This window comes from Enterococcus durans NBRC 100479 = LMG 10746, from assembly GCF_001544215.1.
Lineage (GTDB): Bacteria > Bacillota > Bacilli > Lactobacillales > Enterococcaceae > Enterococcus_B > Enterococcus_B durans.
This window is the reverse complement of the sequence record NZ_BCQB01000010.1, coordinates 18,601-41,991: the sequence shown is the minus strand read 5'-3', so window position 1 is coordinate 41,991 and position 23,391 is coordinate 18,601. Positions and strand designations below refer to the sequence as shown.

At 37.0% G+C, this 23,391-nt stretch carries 16 protein-coding genes, 3 pseudogenes and 1 riboswitch; of the genes and pseudogenes, 2 read left to right on the top strand and 17 right to left on the bottom strand.

The genetic code is table 11. From position 1 onward, the window contains the following. Nucleotides 1-171 precede the first annotated feature (171 nt). A riboswitch (M-box (ykoK) riboswitch) is annotated at nucleotides 172-346 on the bottom strand. Between the two features lie 194 nt (nucleotides 347-540). Then, complete coding sequence (ndk, locus tag ED2_RS04460) at nucleotides 541-993, top strand: nucleoside-diphosphate kinase (RefSeq protein WP_005877232.1); 453 nt, start codon at nucleotides 541-543, stop codon at nucleotides 991-993. 109 nt (nucleotides 994-1,102) lie between these two features. Here ndk and ED2_RS04455 read toward each other — a convergent pair whose 3' ends face one another. The 4 genes and pseudogenes from ED2_RS04455 to ED2_RS04435 form a co-directional block, all read right to left on the bottom strand. Further along, nucleotides 1,103-1,975 (bottom strand): helix-turn-helix domain-containing protein, encoded by an 873-nt coding sequence (locus ED2_RS04455; RefSeq protein WP_005877229.1) that lies wholly within the window; start codon nucleotides 1,973-1,975, stop codon nucleotides 1,103-1,105. A gap of 206 nt (nucleotides 1,976-2,181) precedes the next feature. Beyond that, nucleotides 2,182-4,257 (bottom strand): LTA synthase family protein, encoded by a 2,076-nt coding sequence (locus ED2_RS04450; protein WP_005877228.1) that lies wholly within the window; start codon nucleotides 4,255-4,257, stop codon nucleotides 2,182-2,184. 190 nt (nucleotides 4,258-4,447) lie between these two features. After that, nucleotides 4,448-5,034, bottom strand: a pseudogene (locus tag ED2_RS04445) (hypothetical protein). Between the two features lie 453 nt (nucleotides 5,035-5,487). Further along, on the bottom strand, nucleotides 5,488-6,885 hold the full coding sequence (locus ED2_RS04435; protein WP_016177014.1) for a glycoside hydrolase family 1 protein: 1,398 nt from the start codon (nucleotides 6,883-6,885) through the stop codon (nucleotides 5,488-5,490). A 328-nt stretch (nucleotides 6,886-7,213) separates the two neighbouring features. Here ED2_RS04435 and ED2_RS04430 point away from each other — a divergent pair, with 328 nt between their 5' ends. Beyond that, a complete protein-coding gene (locus ED2_RS04430) occupies nucleotides 7,214-7,639 on the top strand; it encodes an LptM family lipoprotein (RefSeq protein WP_005877218.1) in 426 nt (141 codons plus the stop codon). Nucleotides 7,640-8,362: 723 nt separating this feature from the next. Here ED2_RS04430 and ED2_RS04425 read toward each other — a convergent pair. The 13 genes and pseudogenes from ED2_RS04425 to ED2_RS04355 form a co-directional block, all read right to left on the bottom strand. Then, nucleotides 8,363-9,067, bottom strand: a complete 705-nt coding sequence (locus ED2_RS04425) for a deoxynucleoside kinase (protein ID WP_005877216.1) — start codon at nucleotides 9,065-9,067, stop codon at nucleotides 8,363-8,365. A gap of 15 nt (nucleotides 9,068-9,082) precedes the next feature. Continuing rightward, nucleotides 9,083-9,523: a nucleoside 2-deoxyribosyltransferase gene (locus tag ED2_RS04420; protein WP_005877213.1), complete on the bottom strand. Its 441-nt coding sequence runs from the start codon at nucleotides 9,521-9,523 to the stop codon at nucleotides 9,083-9,085. Next, nucleotides 9,523-10,098, bottom strand: a complete 576-nt coding sequence (locus ED2_RS04415; protein ID WP_005877211.1) for an LOG family protein — start codon at nucleotides 10,096-10,098, stop codon at nucleotides 9,523-9,525. Before ED2_RS04415 ends, ED2_RS04420 begins: the two co-directional genes overlap by 1 nt. Before the next feature lie 512 nt (nucleotides 10,099-10,610). Then, a pseudogene (locus ED2_RS04405) lies at nucleotides 10,611-12,482 on the bottom strand (ABC transporter ATP-binding protein). After that, the gene (locus tag ED2_RS04400) at nucleotides 12,472-14,208 is read right to left on the bottom strand and encodes an ABC transporter ATP-binding protein (protein ID WP_016177010.1); all 1,737 of its coding nucleotides are present in this window, start codon (nucleotides 14,206-14,208) and stop codon (nucleotides 12,472-12,474) included. Before ED2_RS04400 ends, ED2_RS04405 begins: the two are co-directional and overlap by 11 nt. Beyond that, nucleotides 14,193-14,666, bottom strand: coding sequence for a MarR family winged helix-turn-helix transcriptional regulator (locus ED2_RS04395; protein ID WP_005877207.1), 474 nt, complete (start codon nucleotides 14,664-14,666; stop codon nucleotides 14,193-14,195). The genes ED2_RS04400 and ED2_RS04395 overlap by 16 nt, the downstream gene beginning before the upstream one ends. Before the next feature lie 922 nt (nucleotides 14,667-15,588). Then, entirely contained in the window at nucleotides 15,589-16,596 is a 1,008-nt protein-coding gene (locus tag ED2_RS04390) for a sugar kinase (RefSeq protein ID WP_016177009.1), read from the bottom strand. A 9-nt stretch (nucleotides 16,597-16,605) separates the two neighbouring features. Then, nucleotides 16,606-17,346, bottom strand: a complete 741-nt coding sequence (gene dagF / locus ED2_RS04385; protein WP_005877203.1) for a 2-dehydro-3-deoxy-phosphogluconate aldolase — start codon at nucleotides 17,344-17,346, stop codon at nucleotides 16,606-16,608. Then, nucleotides 17,347-18,447 carry a DgaE family pyridoxal phosphate-dependent ammonia lyase gene (locus ED2_RS04380; RefSeq protein WP_005877201.1) on the bottom strand — a complete coding sequence of 367 codons (1,101 nt, stop codon included), beginning with the start codon at nucleotides 18,445-18,447 and terminating at the stop codon, nucleotides 17,347-17,349. Then, complete coding sequence (locus ED2_RS04375) at nucleotides 18,434-19,543, bottom strand: amidohydrolase/deacetylase family metallohydrolase (protein ID WP_016177008.1); 1,110 nt, start codon at nucleotides 19,541-19,543, stop codon at nucleotides 18,434-18,436. Before ED2_RS04375 ends, ED2_RS04380 begins: the two co-directional genes overlap by 14 nt. Then, the gene (locus ED2_RS04370; protein ID WP_053108770.1) at nucleotides 19,543-20,640 is read right to left on the bottom strand and encodes a DUF871 domain-containing protein; all 1,098 of its coding nucleotides are present in this window, start codon (nucleotides 20,638-20,640) and stop codon (nucleotides 19,543-19,545) included. The genes ED2_RS04375 and ED2_RS04370 overlap by 1 nt, the downstream gene beginning before the upstream one ends. Before the next feature lie 24 nt (nucleotides 20,641-20,664). Beyond that, nucleotides 20,665-22,002: pseudogene (locus tag ED2_RS04360) on the bottom strand (PTS sugar transporter subunit IIC). A gap of 295 nt (nucleotides 22,003-22,297) precedes the next feature. Further along, the gene (locus tag ED2_RS04355; RefSeq protein WP_005877190.1) at nucleotides 22,298-22,999 is read right to left on the bottom strand and encodes a GntR family transcriptional regulator; all 702 of its coding nucleotides are present in this window, start codon (nucleotides 22,997-22,999) and stop codon (nucleotides 22,298-22,300) included. Nucleotides 23,000-23,391: the final 392 nt, after the last annotated feature.

Genomic DNA, 23,391 nt, shown 5'->3' with positions numbered 1-23,391 from the left:
TTCTCATCTCCTTTATTTGTTTACTTTCCAACATATTTTTTTCTATTTTCAGCTTCAACTTCCCAACAAAATCACCCCTTTTACGCATAATTTGGAAGACTAATGTAAAAAAAGCAAAAAGACCTTTCGCCAAAATCCAGCGAAAGGTCGAAAAAGCACACGAAAAAAGCTTCTTTGATCTCATCGTTGAGTTTTGACACTGTACAACGTAAAAAGCAACTTCTTGCTTTTAGCTACCTTATGAAAAGCCTTGTCTCGACAATTCCTGTTCTACCCATTGGCGTCTCTCGACGTTTTTGGGCAGTAGCCTATGTTTGTATAGGAGCCTCACCTAACAAATCTTATTTAGTTTTCCTCCGTAAATATAACAACATATAGAAGGAATGTCAAACTTATTTTTTTGATTTTTTTGAAAATCTTTAAATAACGACTGTTAGCTTTTTTTATTGTCAGTCACCTATTCTAGACTTCACTAATATTTGTACCTTTTTATAGACACAAGTATAATAAGACTATAACAATTGAACAGGAGTGATTGAGATGGAACGAACGCTTGTCATTATTAAACCGGATGGTGTAAGACGTCATTTAATCGGCCGAATCATCCAACGATTTGAGGAAAAGGGTTTAGCAATCACCGAAATGAAATTTGCTACTATGACAGAAGAATTAGCAAAAGAGCATTACCAACATTTATCTGGGCGTAGTTTTTTTTCTGAATTGATCGACTACATGACTTCGGGGCCAGTTGTCTATTTAGTCTTAGCTGGTGACGATGTAATCGACATCGTCCGCAAGATGGTTGGCGCAACAAAAGCTGTCGATGCCGTTCCAGGAACGATCCGTGGTGATTATGCTTTACCTGGAACAGAAAATATCATTCATGCTTCTGATTCCCGTGATTCTGCAACCAATGAAATCAATCGGTTCTTTCCCTTATTTGATACGCAAAAGAATAAGGCAGCAATCATCCACCCCGATTTAAACAATTAAAGATGATACCAGAACCTTCACTGAATCACTCAGCCAGAGATTTCTAATTGTGCTTAGCATTTGGAAATCTCTGGCTGGTCATTGTTGTGCTTTTTTGTACTAATCCACTTTATCTGCCGTCGCTTCTCTGGTGTCCAACGGCTGCTAATTTTTCTTCAAGTGCCACGCGTTCTTTCTTTCCCAACGTGTATTCAATCACAGAAAATAGTGTATTCGTTCCTTCTATGATCGGTTCGCCTAAAGCTGCAGCAATCATCCGCCGGTAATACTCAAGCATCAGCATCTCATAAATGATCGTTGACTTTTCTTTGTGAGCTAAACTGCGGTACATGTCTTCATTGATACTACGGGCTTTTTTGAAACGTTTTTTATCAATATAGTAAATGGTTAAGTTTTTTAAAAAAGTAAATAAATATTGATCCGATAGTTTTGAATCTGGCAACAGCCGCATTCTTTTCTTGATTTTTAAATAATGATTATCAATGAATGAATCACTGAATATGTAAGGAAACTCAGCTAATATCCCCAATTCGAAGAGTCCATATTCTCTCATTTGCATAAAATACTCTTCAATTGTCCGACATTCATATTTTAAAAACTCTAATTGCAACTCCCCTTCTGTTTCCCAAAACATCTGTAAATTCAATACCAGATAATAGAGATCCGTCGTTTTTTTGAATTGTTTGCGATTATTTGCAATTTCCTTATAAGGATCGAAGTTATCTTCTTGGACTTTGTTTAAAAGATGACGACTTTTCTTGATTTTCTTTGGTTCATCCATTTGATTACGTAACCATTCGTACTCAGCCAAAGAAATATTTAATCGTTCTAAAAATGCTTTCAGTGTCAAAAAGGATATTTTTTTTACTGAATTACTTTCAATCCCTACTAAAGACGTTTTAGAACAGATTCCTTGCGCTAATTGTGATTGTGTCAGTTTTCTGTTCACCCTAAGTTGTTTGATCAATTTCCCATCGTACATAAAATTCCTCCTCCATCGTTTGAATACATCCAGATTTTTGTATTGGCTCTTCCCTCATCCAAGAACAGAATGAAGCAAGAACGTTCAATACTAAAAATTTGTTTCATTCATTAATCAAATACGCAAAAAATAAAAAATTCATGAATTATAAAAAAAACTTCTAAAGAAATGGAACATCCAGTCTCTTTAGAAGTTTTTTAGTATGATCATTTGCTTGTTGCTGGTTCTATTGGATAAAGGTTCGTCGTTGTTTTATTGCCATTTTTTGAATAGACACTCGTTGAACTATTTCCTTTTTGTTTTTCGATTGATTCATTTTTTTGTGCTTCATTTTTATAATCATATTTTTTAGGATCGATCGTTTCAAATCCTTCTGGGACATAGAATCTTAGAAGATTTTCCTGATTCAATTTATCGGAGAGACTTAACGCTTTTTTCACTTTATCTTGATCTTGTTTGATCTCTTCCTCGATTCCTGCTGTTTTTTCATCGATAACTTCACCTGTTTGATTATTATAGGTTTTTCCACCTAAGACGGTATAATCCGGCGTAACAAAGTTTCCATTTCTAAATGCAACTACTTGATCGTGTTTGGCAGACAATAGGTCTGTTCCAAAATGGATATAATTCTTATCATCGATACCTACTAGATGCAACAAAGTCGGTAATACATCGATCTCTCCACCATACTCGTGATTCACTTTTCCTTGCGTATATCCTGGGATATGGATCATCAACGGTACCCTTTGCATTTGAGCATCGTCAAATTCATTCCAAGTCGCAGCATCTTTCCCTAGCGCTGTTGCGAGATCTGCATTGTCTGTGTTGGAGATTCCAAAATGATCCCCGTAGATCACAAACATCGAATTTTGATAGATACCAGATTTCTTCAAATACGTAAAGAACTGTTCTAATGATTGATCAAGATAATGAGCGGTTCGTACATAATTATCTACCGTACTATTCCCTGTATTCAATGACGGAAAGTCAAAATTCTTATCATCTGTATAATAAGGAGTATGGTTCGTGACAGATAAGAATTTGGCATAGAAAGGTTGTTGTAAGTGTTCCAAATATTGGGTAGATTCACTAAATAAATCTTTATCCAAAATGCCATACCCAAGAGTTTCATCTGAATCTTTGAAATAAGAACGATCAAAGAAATTCTCGTACCCAAGGTTTTTGTACACGTGATCCCGATTCCAGAAGCTAGCAACATTCCCATGGAAGACAGCACTTGTATATCCTTGGCTTTGTCCAAGGATTGCTGGCGCTGCTTGGAAGACATTATCTGAGCCAAGCTCTGTAAACAATGAACCCTGAGGCAACCCAAAAGTACCAGTTTCTAACATATTTTCTGCATCACTTGTTTTCCCTTGACCCACTTCATGGAAGAAATTGTCAAAACTGATCGTTGATTGATTTTGAAAAATACTATTTAAGAATGGCGTGACTTCTTGACCATCCACCTTCATATTGATCAAAAATTGCTGAAAACTTTCTAAATGCAATACAATGATATTCTTTCCTTTGGCAATGCCAAATGTATCGGGATTTGGTTCAGCATAATGTTGTTTCGTATAATCTAGTACTTCATCGATTCCATTACTGCTTGCATGCGCGCGTACGCTACTCGTCATTCCCGTTTTGATGCCATCGTAAATCGTATAAGCATCGATCCCTAAATATTTCACGATGTAAGAACGATCGAACGTTCGTTGTAATAACTGAGGGCGATTCGCTTCACTGAGCGCTAAATTACCAGAAAATATCAAAGCGGATAGACAAGTGAGGGCTAGCGCAACTGGTTTGGGCACAGCCGGACTCTTTAGTGGAACTTTTTTCACGACTAACCAACCAAGTAGACCGATAAAGATGAGAATATCCACCCAATATAAAATATCATGGGGTTCCATCAAAGAAAAAGAACTTCCTGAAAGACCTTGTGATACTTTTGAAAATCCTAATACAGATTTCACCGTAATGAAATCAGTGAATTCACGGTAAAAGATAATATTCAAATATAGAACTAATGTATTTAAAATATCAATGATCAAAAGGACAAACAACGCTGGTTTGGGCTTCTTTATATATAAAGATAAGCCAAAAAAAAGCAGTGTTGTTGCAATCGGATTGATCCATAAAATAAAGTATTGGATACTTCCTTCTACTCCCAATGAAAAATCAATACAATAGGCAAAAATTGTTTTTAACCAAAAGAAAAAACTGGCGATCAGAACAATCATCAGACGATTTTGGCACAATTTTTTCAAACGTGTCACACATATCACTTCTCTCTATTCATTTTTGTATATTCTGCTCTTCAAAAATGAAAATTCTCTAAAAAAAAAATTATTTTAAGATTTTTTTAGAAATTAGCTAAAAACACGCCCATCTGATTGGCCGGTTTATCTCAAAAAAAAAAAAAGAATAGAAACAACTAATTCGTTTTTCTACTCTTTTTAGATAGTTCTATTGATTATTTTGATTTAATTCACTTTGATTATTGACCGTATTTACACCTGTTTCCCCACTAGTCGAAGGAGGTGCTGTCGGAGAATCTGACGTAGTGGTAGACTCTGAATTTTTTTCACTTGCTCGTTTGTTTTGATCCATTCTTTTAGTCGTTTATCGACTACATCTACATTGATTTTATCCGAATAACTGGTTTTGACTTTGCCATTTTTTAATCGGGCCAAGGGTTCCCCTTTGTTGGTTAGTAATAAAACCGTCAAGTGTTTGTCCTTGAATTGATATTGTCTAAATGAAATCGCACTCAGCACATCATCTATATTGATGAACTGATTATTTTCCTTATCTTTTGGCAAATAGATCTCTAATTCTCCCTTATCGTAGTTGGCTACTAATTTATAATCTTCCCACCAATACGTCGAAAATTCTTTTTTAAATTTATCTACTGATTCTTTACTTGCAACTATTTTTTCTGTATTTTTTTGAGAAATATCAGCTGTCATTTTTCCTGAAGCCGCAGCAGACAAAATAAGCAGTAGGAAAAAACCAAGTAACCAAAAGAGAAGAAAAGGTCTCTTTTTTCTCATGCCTTCCTTCACTCCTATTCAATTTTACCTATACTATTATATACAAAAAAAGGGGCTTATAGAGGAAAAAATAAAAAAAAGCTTTAAAAAACTAGAATTATTTTTTATCGTCTAAAAAAAGGATGCACATACCCATTTCTCCTAATTCGAACCACTTTTTTCTCTTCCATTTGCTCGATGCTTTTATTGAGGAAAATATCCATGACAGATTTTCTTGTTGCAAAATAAACTTATACATGATTACAACAGACACCTTTTTACCGTCTGTACTAAAAAAAGAATGTGGAGCAAAGGTAAAAATCAGTTTTGCTACAGACTCTCCAATAAACGGTGACCAAAAGTCAGTTTTTTCGGAAATTTCAAAAAAAACGAGCAATACAAAAAACGTATTGCTCGTTTTTTTCTCCAATTTCTCAAACCTACACGACTTTTGTCTCAACCTCCTCTTTATTGCTATAAAATCATTTCATTTTTATCAGATAACTCTTTAAACCAATAGCCGGATTTCTTGATCGTCCGTTTTCCATCGTTTGATAAATCGACAGAAATGAACCCATATCGGTTTTTATAGGCATTCGTCCAAGACCAATTATCCATACACGTCCACATATGATAGCCTAAACAATTACTACCTTCTTGAATCGCCTGATGCACATATTTCAAGTGTTCTTGAACAAATTCGATTCGATAGTCGTCATGGATCATCCCGTCTTCTTTGATGAAACGAGCTTCATTTTCGACACCCATCCCATTTTCAGAAATAAAGCATTCGATATTGCCATAGTTCTCACGAACATTGACCAAAATATCATAGATTCCTTTTTCATAGATTTCCCATCCTCGATAAGGATTCATTTTACGACCAGGCATCTGATAATTATCAAAATAGTCTTCTGGCATCGGACCGTTTTCTTGATCGATCGGTGTTTCTTTTGCCTTTACTCTTCGAGGCTGGTAGTAATTGATCCCTAACAAGTCGATCGTATTTTCTTTGATGATCGTCAAGTCGCCCTCATTGATTGCAGGCATGATCCCTAGTTCTTTGACGATTGCTACTAATTCCTGTGGAAATTCTCCTTTGACCGCTGGATCTAGAAAAGAACGATTGAAAAAGGCATCAGCGATTGCAGCTGCTTTCACGTCTTCTGGATTTTTTTCATCTCTAGGGTAACTTGGTGTCAAATTCAAAATGATACCGATTTGACCTTCTAGTTCCATTTCATGATACGCTTTAACTGCTAAAGCAGATGCTAATGCTTCGTGATAGCCTATTTGAACAGCTTGTTTCATGTCTGACTCTTCCGGATAATGCCAGCGGTAAAGATATCCAGCTTCTACAGGTACGATTGGTTCATTATGTGTGAACCATTTCTTGACTTTTGTTCCAAATAATTCAAAACAGATTTTTGCGTAACGTTCATATGCTTCCACTGTTTCCCGATTGAGCCAACCACCCTTTTCTTGGAGTGCCATCGGCATATCGAAATGATATAAATTGACAAAAGGTTCGATGCCATTTTCAATCAATTCATCGAAATAGCTATGGTAAAATTCAACTGCTTTTGGATTGACTTCGCCGATCCCTTCAGGAATCAAACGACTCCACTGAATAGATGTCCGAAATGAATTGTGGCCTGTCTGTTTCATTAATTGGACATCTTCTTTGTATTTTGTATAAACTTGTGATGCTTTTCCCGGTCCTACTTGATTGAAAAATTTTTCTGGTTCTTTACTGTACCAATAATCAAAGATATTTTCTCCTTTGCCATCACCAGATACACGGCCTTCCGTTTGAGGACCACTTGCTGCTGACCCCCACCAAAAGTGAGCAGGAAATTGATAATTTGTCATAGTCGCACCTTCTTTTATAGAGTTACAATAACTTTTGTGAATCTCATCACTCGTTACTTCCCCATCAATATAGCAAACGTTTTCTCAACTTACAAGCCTATTTATGAAACGTTTTCTAAAAAGGATTAGACCAATTGACATTTTTTAAAATAACCCTATACTTAGCAAAGTACAGGACGTTTTTCTTGAAGAACCAATTCGAAAAAATAATTTTTCCCTTCTTGTTTAAAAAGTAGACTCACTAAAATCACGGATTTTCACGCTCATCCGTTTCATGTTTTCCTGTCTAATGGTATAATTTTGATAACTATAAAATGGGGGCAGTATTTTGAAGAAATTAATCGTAATGGTTGTTTTGCTTTTTGCAAGTTCTACTCTATCAGGCTGTAGTTTGTTTGGTGGGGCAGATCAATCATCCGAACAAACCACTGACTCATCTATTCTGATGGCAGATAAGTCAGATATTACAAATAGCCAGTATTCCTTGAAGGTGCGCAAAGATATGAATCTAATCAGTGGTCAACTCACCTTCACAGATAATAAGATGACTTGGGTACGCACGTATGCTGAAGATGAAACGGATACTTCCAATACTACAAAAAAAGCAATCACTTTAACCGATATCAAGATAAAAACTAAATCAGATAATTATACGATCACAGGAAAAGAAAAAGGAAAAGACGTGTCGATTCAATTCACTAAAATCGGAAATTATCGCATAGAAGACGAGGATGGAAATATCTATAGCCTCTAATCGTTTTGCATAGGCTACACGCGTTGTCCATACAAAAATGAGCAACTCCGAAATAAATTTATCTGTTTCGCAAATGTTGGCAAATCAAAAAATCAGTTTTGCTACAAACGCTCGAGTAAACGGCAGGAGCAGAAGCAACTCCTTCGGAAATAAGACGAAATTCACAAAAATTTGAAAAGCAATTTTCGTTAATTTCTTCTTATTTCTCGGAGTTAAACACTTCTGTCCCAGCCTCTCTCGCATAAACGGCGTCTAAAAGTCAGTTTTTTCGAAAATTTCAAAAAAAGGTTGGGACAAAAGTAAGAAATACTTTTGTCTCGACCTCTTTTTTGTATTCTTCTGTTGATTCGTGGAACATTTTTTTAATTTTGCTTAATTCTTATGGATATTTCATATTTTTCTGTTATATTGAGTAAGCAGTTTGAAATAAAGGAGAAAACAATGAGTATATTTGATAGTCACGACTACTGTACATGTACAAGTAGCAAGAATATTCATACTGAATTTAGCGATCAAGGAAGCCTAAGTATTTGTGACCATTGTCATAAATTAATCAAAGATTCATTTAAATCATTTGAAACTTATACAAAAGAAAGCTTCGTCGGAGATTTCTATAATTAAGTAAAAATGAGGGTAGGATAAAAGTTTTTTTGCTTTTATCCTACCCTCATTTTTAATTTCTGTCCTTTGACTTTTTCACTATTGTTTTAAAGGATACTCTCTTTACAATCCAAGCCCTTGCCCTTTCGCATGATTGTTTTCTGTAAAGTAACTGCCAGAAGACTCTCCTTCTAATTCACCTAATTTTTGTTGGATCTGTTTGATCACTTCTTGGGCATGTTCCGGTTTTTCTACAAAATCAAACCGATCTCCATCGATCTGGATCTTAGGACATACATCAAAATCTTCGTACCATTGATCATATCGCTGATTCAATGATTCATAATATCCATATAGCGTTTCATCACTTTCAAGTTGTTCGTACGTACGACCACGTTTTTTGATCCGTTCCAACATCGTATCTAATGATACTTTGATATGGACCATCAAATCTGGTCTTTTTTTCGGTGCCACATCATCTAGTTCATTCAACATAGTATCTAGTAAATGGTCGTATTGTTGGACTTCGATATCTGTTACACGTCCTAAATCAGCATTCAAATGGAAGAGTAAACTATCTTCATAAATTGAACGATCCAATACATTGTCATCATTCACTAATGCCTTCTTCATGGCTAGAAATCGCTTATTCAAAAAAAAGATTTGTAATAAAAACGCGTATTGTTCCGGATTAGAATAAAAAAGCGGTAAAACTTCGTTATCCTCTACACTTTCATAAAATGGTTTTGAATCAATTTCTTTTGCAAGCATATCTGTTAAACTGCTTTTTCCTGCGCCAATTGTTCCTGATATCAATATCACTGACATACAATCCTTCCTTTTCTATAAGTATTCGCCAACATATGCTGTTACAGGTAATTTTTCAAAATCATAGTTGCGAATTTCATCTACTGATTTCAAATAAGTGTGCAAGCTCTGCGTGATCATCAAATTCGTTGGAACTGTTTCTTCCTGAAAGACGATCATTGGTTTGTTCATCATCGTTGCAGCTCCTATTTCGTAAGCTGTACCTGGATCAGTTGATTGGTGTTCATAGTCTAAAATAGCAACGACAAAATCAGCCGCAGTTAATTCTTCCATATCTTTTTCGTAGACTTCTTGAGCCCAGCCTGCTGTAAACAATTCATAATTGCTTTCTTGATGGTGTCGTGGCGAATAAAAGCTGCTCACCGTTTTATTTTCTTCCAATGCCTTTTCGATTTTACTTACACGTTCGATTTGTTCCTCTGAAAAAAATGGGCCTGCTAAATAGATTCGACTCATTATTTTGCCTCCTTCAATAATGTTGATAATCCAGTTGTTTCTTCTCGTAATAGATCCACTAGCTTTAAGGGATTATTTGAAAAAAAGATCCGATTTAACCATTTTGCATCCATAAAGCCTTCTTTGGCAAATGTCTCTAGCAATGTTTGCAATCCGCTATAGTAGCCGCCGATATCCAAAATCCCGATTGGTTTATCTGGCGTGAGACCGATAGCTATCCAAGAAAGGAGTTGTGAGAACTCTTCCAAAGTGCCTAATCCCCCAGGAAAAATCAGTACAGCATCGCCTTTTTCAAAGAGCAATACTTTCCGTTCATCGATTGAATCTGTCGGAATGAACGTTGTAACTTCTTCCTTAGGAGTTTCTAATTCGAAAAGTCCGGTAGGATAGATCCCTGTGACTTTTCCATTATTTTCTAGAACGGTTTGGCTAAATATACCCATAATGCCGGAGTCCGAGCCACCATAAACCAATTCAATATTTTCTTGTGCCATATATTTTCCTAACATTTGAGCAATAAATTTGTAACTTTCTTTATTGCCAAAACGGGAGCCGCAAAAAACTGTCAGTTTCAAAAAAAAACACTTCCTAACTCAAAAGTATATCTTTATTCTACTCTTGTTTTTTTAAAATAAAAGACTAGATTTTGTGCTTTTTTAATGGTATAGAGAATACAAAACACTAGATATAGTATTTTAGGATGACATAATTTCCGGATTGCTTTTATGAGCAAATATAAATAAATAACTATGTAAAAAAATATGAAACGACTTTCTTCTAGAGAAAACTATGCTTTCACTTCATGCGTCAATAACATTTCTCATTCTAATGTTTTCTTTCATTTTTGCGAAATAGTTGATTCCTGATTTTTTTCAAATGTTATGTTTCACTAATAGAAAATGTTTCGCTGCTTTTTTACAAAATCTCCTTTTGATACACACTGGTACTTTTTCCAAAACAATGAGTCACCTGTAGAGTTAGTATCGCTCAATTTTTCAAGAAAAAAGCCGAATCACTCAAAAATCCAGCGATTTTCAAGTGATTCGGCTTTTTTCTTGAAACCTATTTTTTGTTATTGTTCTAACGATCAACTATGCTTGAATGCCCCCGTGTATAATTGATAGTATTCTCCTTGTTGGGCAATCAACTCATCATGTGTTCCTCGCTCAATGATTCTTCCTTGATCCAATACCATGATCGCATCCGAATTTCGTACCGTAGATAGACGATGCGCAATGACAAAAACAGTCCGGTCTTTCATCAAGGAATCCATTCCTTTTTGGACGATCGTTTCCGTGCGAGTGTCGATACTAGATGTGGCTTCATCAAGGATAAGTACTGGCGGATCAGCTATAGCTGCTCGAGCAATAGAAAGTAACTGTCGTTGTCCCTGAGAAAGAGAACTGCCGTCATCGCTCAACTCTGTATCGTAGCCATTAGGTAATTGACGAATAAAATGATCTGCATTGACTAACTGAGCGGCCTCGTAGATTTATTCATCCGTTGCATCAAGTTTTCCGAAACGGATATTTTCTTTGATCGTTCCAGTAAATAAGTGTGTGTCCTGTAACACGATTCCTAATGAGCGACGAAGAGATGACTTTTTGATCTGTTCGACATTGATACCATCATAGGTAATCGTTCCTTTTTGGATATCATAAAACCGATTGATCAAGTTCGTGATCGTCGTTTTACCCGCACCAGTCGCCCCAACAAAAGCAATCTTCTGTCCAGGCTTTGCAAACAATTGGATATCATGGAGAATCACTTTATTCGCATTGTAACCAAAAGTCACCTGATTGAAACGAACATCCCCTTTTAGTTCAGTATAATGTACCGTACCTTGCTGTACGTCTTTCCAAGCCCAAACCCCAGTCCGAGTTGCGGATTCGCGGATTCGTCCATCAGAATCTTTCTCAATGTTGACCAACTCGATCGTTCCATCATCTTCTTCTGGCTGTTCATCCAATAAATCGAAAATCCGTTGTGCGCCTGCTAAAGATAAAATAATCGCGTTGAATTGTTGCGAGATCTGTGAAATAGGCATCGTGATACTTTTCGTAAATTGAACAAATGAAGCAATACTTCCTAGTGTTAATGCTGTAACGCCAGTGATTGAAAAAATAGCTCCAATCACAGCTGTTAGAAGGTACGTGAAGTTTCCAATATTTCCCATGATGGGCATCAAAATATTGGCATACGTATTGGCCTTAGTCGAATTCAACTTTAACTCATTGTTCAATGTAACAAAACCTTGGATTGCTTGCGGTTCATGATTAAAAACTTTGACTACTTTTTGCCCTTCGATCATTTCTTCCACGTAACCATTTACAGCGCCTAAAGATCCTTGTTGTAAGGAAAAATACTTGCCACTCTTACTTCCTAAAGTCCGAATGATAAAGACCATCAAAGAAACCATGATCAATACAAAAATCGTCATTGGAATATTGATGATCAGCATAGCAATGATAATAGCAGTCACTGTCACCAGTGCAGAGATTGTTTGCGGAATCGATTGACTGATCATCTGTCTCAATGTATCGATATCATTTGTGTAACGACTCATGATATCACCAGTTGGATGCGAATCATAATAGCGAACAGGTAATTTTTCCATATGGGTAAACATCTCATCACGAATATCTTTTAAGATTCCTTGTGACACGGTAACCATCGTTCGATTATACACGTAGGTAAACATTGCCCCTGTAAAATACATGATGCCCATTAAAGTAATGATTTTTAATAGTGGACCAAAATCTGGATTTTCTTGTTTTGACAATGGTTCAATAAATCGATCGATCAATTGTTTCATAAAACTGATTCCAATAGCATTCGTTGCCGCACTGATCACGATACTAAAAAACACAACGATCAAACGAAGACGATATTTCAGTGCATAGGAAAAAATTCGTTTCAACAATTTGACTGGACTTGTTTGTAATTGATTATTCCTCACTGATTCGCCCTCTCTTCACTTGTGATTCATACACTTCTTGGTAGATTTGGTTCATCGCTAATAATTCTTCATGCGTGCCGATCCCATTGATCTTTCCTTCATCTAAAACGACGATTCGATCTGCATCTTGGATCGAAGAGATTCTTTGTGCCACGATGATTTTCGTAATGTCGGGGATTTCTTTCATCAAAGACTGGCGGATCATACGATCTGTTTTCGTATCTACAGCACTTGTTGAATCATCCAGAATCAATACTTTAGGATTTTTCAACAGTGCTCTCGCAATCGTCAACCGTTGTTTTTGACCACCTGAAACATTGGTCCCACCTTGATCCAAGACCGTTTCATAGCCATCTGGAAACTCATTGATAAACCCATCTGCTTGTGCTAATTTAGCGGCATGCCTTACTTCTTCTAAGCTCGCATGCTCATTGCCCCAGCGAAGATTTTCAATGATCGTGCCTGAAAACAGTGTATTCTTTTGAAGAACCATTGAGATCTGATCTCTTAGGGTCACTAGATCATATTCCTTTACATTTTTACCACCTACTAATACTTCTCCAGTAGAAGTATCATATAAGCGTGGGATCAGTTGGATCAAGGAAGTTTTCCCACTTCCTGTCCCCCCCAATATACCAATCGTCTCACCTGAAGCAATTTGTAAGTTGATCTGGCTTAAGTTGGGTTCTGCTGCTTGTGGATTATAACTAAATCGGACGTCTTTAAATTCGATTGCTCCATTTTCAAGTTCTTTCAGTGCATTTTCTGGGCTAGTTAATGTGCTTTTTTCTGTCAACACTTCTGAAACACGTTCAACGGAAGCTTCGGAAATAACGATCATGACAAAAATCATTGAAATCATCATCAAACTATTCAAGATCTGCATCATATACATGATAAAACTCGTTAACTCACCAGCAGACATCATATCTCCAACAACATACTTTGCTCCGAACCAATAGACAACAAGCAATGTACTGTAAATGGCAATCTGCATGATTGGGCTATTCAGTGCAATGATCTTCTCTGCTTTCATAAAAATCTTTTTGATCTCATCCGAAGCATGTTTGAACTTGTCGATCTCTTTTTCTTCACGGACATATGATTTAACGACACGGACACCATTGATATCTTCTTGAACGGTCTGATTCAAACGATCATATTTTTTAAACACCTGAAGAAAATAAGGGTGGACTTTGTAAACAATCCCAATCAAAATAACTGCGACTACTGGGATGATGATCAAAATGTCTAATGCTAATTTGGTATTGGTATAGGAAGCCATCCCATAGGCAAAAACAATTGTGAATGGGGCACGAATAATTGTTTTCAGAACCATTTGGAAAGCATTTTGGATATTCATGATGTCAGTCGTCAAACGAGTAATCAAGCTTGAGGTTGAAAACCGATCAATATTCTGAAAAGAAAAGCTTTGGATATTTTTATAAATATCTTCCCGCAAATTCCCTGCAAATCCAGCAGAAGCGTCTGAGGAGAATTTCCCTCCCAATACGCCAAATAACATTGATAGACTAGCAACCAAGCACATAAGCAGACCTATCTTGACAATGTAACTGATATCTTTTGTTTCAAAACCGCGATCAAGTATCTTTGCCATCAAAAAAGGGAGCATGACTTCCATAGATACCTCCAAAGCCATGAAGATCATCGTAAATACAGCCGGTTTTTTATATTGTCTTAATGATCTTCCTAATGTTCGATACATTCCATCTCTCCTTTCTGATAACTCATACTATCGTTCATCAACTCATAGATTCGTTTGATTGTTCGAATCGTCGTATCCATATCTTCAATAGAAATTTCTTGTAAAATTTCTGCATTTTGCTCATGGAATCCAGAAACATCCTTACGATAAAGAGCCAAGCCTTTATCGGTTAAATCAACATTGATGATGCGCCGATCTTTTTTATTTGTTTGTTTTTTCATATACCCTAGTTCTTCTAAGGTTGCGACATTTTTTGTCACACTCGGTAGAGTTCCTTTGATTGCTTTAGCGATATCACTGATTTTCACAGTGCCATTTGTTTCTTTCAAATGATAACAAGTTTTCAAAATATAAATATGCCTTCGCTGCAGTCCATTTGGTGGTGTAGGCAAAAATTCAGTCGTTCGTTTCGCAATCATACAAGCACCCAAATAAGCCTCTGATCGTTCTTGATCCATTCTATCACTCCTTTATCGCTCAAAAATAATTACTTTAGGTAACTTTTTTCTTATTATAGTAGACCTTACGTAAATAAAAAAGCTTTTTATGTATAAACATGCAATAAAAAAGCAAGGCTTTCCACCATACAAAAGATGGTAACCCTTGCTTTTTTTTATTTTATTTACTTGGTAAGCAATTATGAACGTTTGGTCGTTTTCCCCTTAACGCCTAGCATACATGATCATTTTTCCTTTTGATCAACGATAGAAAACAACCAAATAATGATTGGCTGAATGCCACTTACACGAGGTCATTCATTATCCTGAAAAGATCCATACACACAACCAGATGAACTGCATCAACGTATCTACCTTCTGGCCGCCATTTGATCCTTGCTAGATACTCTTATCCTCAGGTGTATTTATTGGATAAAAAAAGGATTGGACACGCGTTGCCCAATCCTTTTTTGACACAGCAAATAAAACGCATTCATTTTGTTTATTTTTTCTCTCCAAAAGGCTAGATTTCTCCTCTAAGATTCGATACAATAAACGAAGTCGATGGTTTCCATTGACTATGGCAAACTTGACTGGTCACTGTGTATGACTTTTCAAGGCCTCTGTTTCTAGCTGCCACTAGAAATGGAGGCGCCTTTTTTATTTAGCTGTTTCTATCTGTCATTTATGATACTGATCACTTGAACAGTAGTCAAGCGAATCCAAAAAATCACAAAAAACTGTTCTGTTTTTCCACCAACTTTTTGTAGAAAACTTTTTTTATTTAGTATATATCCTGAAAAATAGTAATTTGACAACTTTTCTGAACAATAAAATATCTATATAATTAAAAATAATTAATTACCATTATTCAAAAAACACCCATCAGAACAAGGCAGAATAGCCCATCTTGATGGATGTCTGTGTCCGTCGACTGTTTCTTTTATCTGATCAGATCCACATCTGGTGCATCTAACAATTGTTGGACTTTCTTTCTGGTAGTTAAAGGAACATCACCTTGGATAGCATGTGCAAGTCGTGCATTTGCCAAGGCAAACTCTACAGTTCGTGAAAGTGCCCATTTTTCTGCATACCCCAATAAAATCCCTGCTGCGAATGCATCGCCTGCACCAATTCGATCTAGCACAAAAAGATCGTACAACTCTGTCTCTACAGCTTCTTGTGAAGTAATCAAATAACCACTTAATCGTTTGTTTCCCCCACTCACCGTCCGTTTCGTTCCTGCAAACCATTCAATCCCATAGTAATCTAGGAAAGAACGAATATATTCGTTTGGCGTTTCGGCCTCAGAAAATTCAGACTGCCATTCCATCAACTCCGTCAAATCACGAATCGAGCCTAGTAAAAGTGTACAGTAGGGAAGAATCTCTTCATAGCGTTGTTTCAGCACCGCTTTTTTATCTTTTTCCTGATTTAAACTAGGACGGAAATTAAAATCAAAACAAACTTTTTTCCCTTGTTCATCTGCTTTTTTTGCCAAAGCAATTGCTGTTTGTGCTGAGAGATCAGTCAAACTTAAACTGATACCGCAGATATGCACAAGATCAACTGCTTCAATAAATCCATCTAGTTGATAATCCCTTTTTTCGGCTAGTCCAAAAGAGCTATGCTTCCGATTTTGATACGTTACCTCAGTTGGACGAATGCCATACCCCATTTCCGCAAAATAGGTCCCGATATGCTGTTCTTTTTGAATAATATAAGTGGTATGGACGCCTAACCCTTTTAAACTGGCTAACGCCGCATCACCTAGCCGATTAGCAGGTAATGCAGACAGCAAATAACTTTCAATGCCAAAATGCGCCAAATTTCCTACAAGATTCACGCCGGTCCCTGTATAAGACATTCGAAGTGTATGTGTTTGTTCTAGCATCAAATATTCAGGTGGTGTCAATCGCAGCATCACTTCACCAAATGCACCAATTTTCATTTTTTCACCTTACTCTACGATTTTTTTTGTGATCTCCAATAGTCTGCGAACATCCTCAGGTCTTGTGTTTCCAGTAGTCGGATCAATGATGGAGCTATAGATATGAGGAATGATTTTTTTTACCCCTGCATCAACTGCGATTTGAACGATTTCTTCAAAATTCTCTAAATCGATGCCACCAGTTGGTTCTAAAGCAAAATCATAAAGCGCACAGGCTTGGGCTACTGCTTCATATTCTTTCTGATGTTCTAATCCCTTCATAGGGAAATATTTGATCGATGTTCCTCCCATGTCTTGCAAGAGGCGAATCGCCGTTTCGATCGTTACCACCCCCGCTGTTCCTTGTGAACTTAATGGTCCTGTGGCAATATTGACATATCCTTCTTTTCCTGTCGGAGAAACTAGCCCGTTAACGACTGTCTCCGACTGTCCTAAGACAGCTCGTGTTGCCCCCACACCTGTAAATACTTGATTGACATGTTGCGGTTGCAAGACTTTGGCTAATCGAGTGACCATCTGACTTTGATTCGGGTCTCCTGCCCCCAAACCAATTGATAAAGCATTATTGGTAGCTTCTTGATACTGCTTCATTTCTTTGATTGCCGCTTCATCATTCGGATAATTTTTTGAAAGCACCCCTAACAGAATGTGTCCTTCTGCTGCTTCGTAGCATTCTTTTGCATTTTGGAGCGAATTTGCCAAGACATTCAAGCAAATCTGATCTTTTAAATAATTGGGTGTTCGTATCATTTATACTCTCTCCTTCACTATTTCCTTCAGCCGTTGAATGATTTTTTTCATCTCTGTTTGATCGACCGAACGGATATCAAATTCAATGATGCCATTATTTGCTTGATATTCTCGGGTATAGATTGCTGGATTTTGTTCTTTTAACTCACTGATAACTGTTTTTGCAGATTTCCCTGTGACCTTCACACTTGCACGATAGATTTCTCTTCCAGCTGGGTCTTGCACGATTTTTGCGTCAAGATGTTCGATCTTGTTCAATTCTTCTATAAATGGTTGCAATCGTTTTTTCATTGATTCCCCTGATTCACTCCCATTTTGCAAATAATCCTCGACTGCTTGAGTAAAACCAAGGATGTTTTCTTTCCCGATTTTCATCGAACGACCAATCCCTTTTGATTGCATACGTACCCACGGCACATAAGGATTTTTTCCAATGACCATACCAGCGCTAGGTCCTTCGATTGCTTTTGCGCCTGAATAAATAACTAGATCTGCGCCTAATTGTGTATATTTCAATAAATCTTCTTCCGCTGCGGCATCAACGATCAAAGGCAAATCGTTCTTCTTTGCCACCTCGACTGCTTCCGAAATAGTCAGCATACTCTTTTGTACGGTGTGATGGCTCTTGATATACAAGATTGCCGCTGTTTGTTCTGTGATCATCATTTCGATGTGTTCAGGTGTACACATATTTGCATAGCCTGCTTCAACGACTTTCCCACCACCTTGTTGCACCATCAACTCCACAGAAGTACCATAATCAACATTGTGTCCTTTTGGCAAAATGATTTCTTTTTTCTTGATGGTAGCTGAATAAGGGTGATATACATGAGCCAAACTACCTTGCCCAATGACTGCGGCAATGGATTGCGCAATGCCGGCTGAAGCAGAAGAGACGATTTGGACATCGTCTACGTCTAAGAGTTGAGCTAAGTAACCTCCCGTTTTTTCACTAAGGTCAGCCATTTCAAAAAAATGTGTACCACCAAAACGTTGGGCCTCAAGAACAGCTTCTGAAACTTTCGACACACCCAACACTGTCATTCTTCCTGAAGCGTTAATGACTTCTTTTAGATTGAATTTTTCATTACTCACACTCATATTTCTTTCCTCCAATAATCGTGTACACTGGTCTGATTTGTTCCGTTATCATTCGTTGGTTGCCGTTTGAATCAGTCACTGTTTTCTTTTGGTCTCGCCATTCAAATATTGTGAAATCAGCATCGAAACCTTCTTCGATCTTCCCTTTTTTTCTTAACTGAAAATTTTCAGCAGGGGCAACCGTCACTTTTTCGATTATTTCAGGCCATGTATACCCAATCAAGTGCAACTTTTCCATTATCGTTGCTAAATCATAAACAGGACCATTTTTACGATTTTTGATATAGATGTCAGTACTGATCGAATCTGCCTTGACTCCTTGTTCATACGCTTTTTCAGCTACCTCAAAATTAAAACTATCTGTCCCATGTCCAATATCAAAAATGATTCCCTTTTCTATTGCTTTTTTAACAAAAGGCTTGATTTTTTTCGTCTGTTGATCCATGATCCCATTTGCTTTTCCGTTAAAGCAATGCGTCAAGACATCTCCGCGGTCCAGTCCATCTAAAATTTCAGATAAATGTGGTGGAGCAGAACCAATATGGACCATCAAGGGTAAATTTTGATTTTCTTGTTGGATTTTTTTTGCCATATGAAGTGGGATGATCCCATTTTCTCCCACAACTGTTTTACTCATTCGTGCTTTGATACCTACAATAAAATCAGGAAGTTCTGTTAATTTTTCTTTCACTAAGTCACTTTGGATCTTTGTCAGATCCGCTAGTTCGTCTTGTTTGATGATTCCCCATTTTGAAATATTCAATAGTGCGTAGACATTGGTTTTTGCTTGTTGGGCATGTTCATAAAATTGACTGATATTTTCAGCACCAGTAGTTCCTGCATCAATGACTGTTGTCACACCTTTCATTATCCCAATTTGGTCAGGATAATCATAGTAAAGTGTCATTTCTTCATAACAATGCACATGATCATCGATCCAACCAGCAGATAAATACTGATCAGGAGCTAAGACTTCTTCTCTTCTTCCTTTTTCACGAATGGTCGGAGCAATTTTTTTGATTTTCCCATCTTCAATTCCAATATCCATTATTTTTCCTGTTACTGTATGAGCTTTTCTGATTACCAAATCAAACATTATCGCGCCTGCTTTTCTATAAATTTAAATTTTGACCACGGATGAATAAAATCAAGTAAGATTTTTTCTTCCGGAATGATCGAACCGACTTTGTTTTTTCTTGAATCACTATGCGGTTCTAAAACAATTTGCAATTCATTCTTATATTTGCCAAAGCTGTCGTTTCCGATAACAACGTCTCCTCGTTGAAATTCAAAGGTTGTATCATGGGCAGGATTGCTTTGTCCACTATACTTTTTACGCACTTCTGTCGAACGAATCACTTGTTCCGTAATATCTCCTCGTCTAACATGCTGTTCATTCAACATGATTGCTCGCTCAACTTCATTTAATCCAGATACAAATTCGGCCGTAAACGTTGTTTGGTAACAATCCAGATTTCCTAAAGCTTGTAGTTCTTCTTCTGAAGCATAGGCATTCCCAATGATCACATCATCGATCAAATTGGTAGCAAACAGATGCTTCGCCGCCGTTTCTACCGCTAAATGTCGGTGCATTTCCAATGTCGGCAACCCATCATTGATATCCCATGGCCCGATCGTTCCCACCTGTGACGAAATAAAGGCCGCTGTTCGAATTCCATGCTTCTTAAATCGTTCACTACAAGATTGAAAAAAGGCATAGGGTAATCCCGTTCCTTCTTGGGGATAGAAGTTATGACATCCATATAAAAATGGCTGGTTTGCTTGATGACTTAAAATATTTTCCAGATAGGCCACATCATTACTCATATTCAACTCAATTGCTAATTGATAGGGGTTATACGTAAGCAATGCTTCTTTTTTGCCATCGAAACCTAAATCTAAACGGATTCCGTCTGCACCTGTTTCATGGAAAAATCCAAGATCGTCGTAAGAAATATCCAGCTGTTCAAAAATATTCGGTGCGACATCTAAAATCGTTTCAAATCCCAAACTTTTAGCAAAAGTAATCAGCTGACGAAATTTTTCTTTTACGATTTCAGGGTCCTCTGTTACCTCTAACATGCTCATAAAAATACGCGTAAACCCATATTTTTGTGCTAATTTTATATATTCTTTGTCCTCATCCAAATCACTATGATCTGGATAAAGGGACACGCCTAATGAACGCTTCATTTTTCTCCCCCTCTTCTTTACTTACTATGCTTGCTCCTGCGTGATGCCATCCATCATTTTAGCCGCTTCTTCCTTAGCTAGTTCTTCTGCTTCACGAGCCAGCTGTTGTTTTTCAAACACTTTGAAAAATGGATAATAAATTGCCAGAGTGATCAAGAAATTCACGACAACAAGAACTCCTGCTGCCACACTCCAATTGGTACTCATCCACGCGGCAATCGGTGCAGGCATCGCAAAAGGTAATCGTGCCACCATCATCGGTACGACTCCACTTACCGTCAATATATAAGACAAGGTGGTTGTCACTAATGGAGCAACAATAAAAGGAATACCTAAGACAGGATTCATGACGATCGGTGCACCAAAAATCATTGGCTCATTGATATTGAAAAGGCCAGGTAAAATAGATAATCGTCCTAAACTTTTCAGGTATTTTGATTTAGAAAACATAAATAGTACAACTAAAGCTAGCGTTGTCCCAGCTCCTCCGATCTAGACGAACCATTGCAAGAACTGCTCTGTAAAAATATTTGGCATATTCTGAGCATTTGTTCCAGCATTGAATGCATCGATATTTTCGGCAATCGAGATATCCCAAAATGGTCGAATAACTGGTCCCATGATTGCAGGACCGTGAATCCCAAGAACCCAAAAGAAACAAATCAGAAAGACAGTCAACAAGCCGCCAAACAAGCTATTACCAGCTAGTACACCTTTTAGAGGCATCAATAATTGGCTTAGGAACCCATTTAAATCAAATCCCAGCATATGACGCACTACCCAGAAAAAAATCAAGATAACTGCACCTGGAATCAATGCTACAAAAGAATTCGTCACTTCTGGTGGTACACCATCAGGCATTTTGATCGTAATCTTTTTCTCAATAAAAAAACGATAGATTTCAACAGAAACAATTGCTGTAACGATAGCGCCAAATAATGAACCAGAACCTAAATTCGCAATATTGATATAACGGCCAGCCGTAACCCCTTCCAAATCTTCGACTACTCGAAGCGTTGGCGCTGCTACAATCAGAAAGGACATCAAAGCTAAAATACCTGCAGTCAAAGAATCCAGTTTATAACTTTTGGCTAATGATGATGCAATGCCAAATGTAGCATACAATGCAAGGATTCCTACTGTATAACAAAAAGGAATATCCAATATTTCACGATACGGTTCAATGACTGCTGCTACTGATTCGATGGGGATATTCAGTAAAATGGTGAAAAACGAACCGACGATCGTTAGCGGCATGGTGGCAATGATCCCTTTTCTAATTGCTGTCATGTGTCGCTGAGTACCGATACGATTGGCAACCGGCATGATTCTTCGCTCGATGATCCCTACAAATTTATCCATTTACGCTCACTACTTATATAACATTATAATGTTTACGCATTGATAGTAGCATAACTACCTTCAAATGTAAACGTTTTTCATAATGTTTAAAAAAAGAAGTTGACACTAGACTATAGCATACCTGCCCCATCACCTACAAAATGGGCCACCCAGCTAGTCCTTCACTTGGGTGTTTATCCAGATTATTTTCTTATAGTGAAATAAATATCCCTGCCTAACAAGTGAACTTTCCTGAGAGATAAGAAATACTACTCAGATCTATCCACTTATTAAGCAAAGTATTTATTGCTAGACATTATGTTTCATAGTCAATATGATAAGGATGTAAATCTGTATGATAGATTGCTTCTGAATATTCAAGGATTTCTCCTTGTTGATTGGATGATCGACGAATTCTCTTTATGCCAATTTGTGCAGATGTCTTTAAGATTTCTTGCTCTTCCTCGCTGAGAAAAATAGCAGAAAAATCATCTGAAAATACATCTATGTATTCTCCTTTTTGCGTCAGCAATCGATAAAGGGATTCTTCGTCAAATTCCTTGCGTTTCACTCTGATCATCTCACTCGGCAAATAATGGATAAAGTAAATATAGGGCTCATCATTCAAATAATATAAGCGCTTAAATCGAGTAGCATGCGAACCAAAATAACCATACAACGGATCATCTTTTTTTAAAGCAATTTTTTTTAACTCTAGTGTTTCTTTTCGAACTTCATATTGTGAATTTTTGAGAATTTGCGTAAAACTTGCTGCTTTTGACAATCGATTATACGGGCGATTACTTAGGACCGTAGTTCCTCTACCACTCTTCTTTTCAACATACTCATCTGCCGCTAGTAATTCAATTGCCTTACGAACAGTTATTTTGCTCACTTGAAACAATTCCTCTAGCTCATTTTCAGTAGGCAACATCGTGCCAACTGGATATTTCCCTGAAAAAATATCCTCTTTGATCTTATCTGCAACTTCTAAATATAATACACGGGTTCTTTTCATGGCGTCACCTTTCGTTTTGCTGTTACTAAAAGAATAGCATAGATAAAATAAAAAAAGAATATAAAAGATAAGAGAGGTTATGAAAAGCATGGTTTGACCTGAGCAATAATAAAGGGTGAAAAATAAAAAAAGAGTGTGGAACAAAACTAAAAATCAGTTTTGCCACAGATTCTCGAACAAACGGCGGCCAAAAGTCAGGTTTTTCGGAAATTTCGAGAACCTAAACGACTTTTGTCTCGACCTCTTTTGACTCACATCATTTGCTTATCTACTTTTTGGAATAAAGCGAACTTGCTTTAAACAAAGAGAGTAGTTTTTGAAACTTCCATTTTACGTATCAGAATGAATCGAGGTTGGGACAGAAGTGTTTAACTCCGAGAAATAAGAAGAAA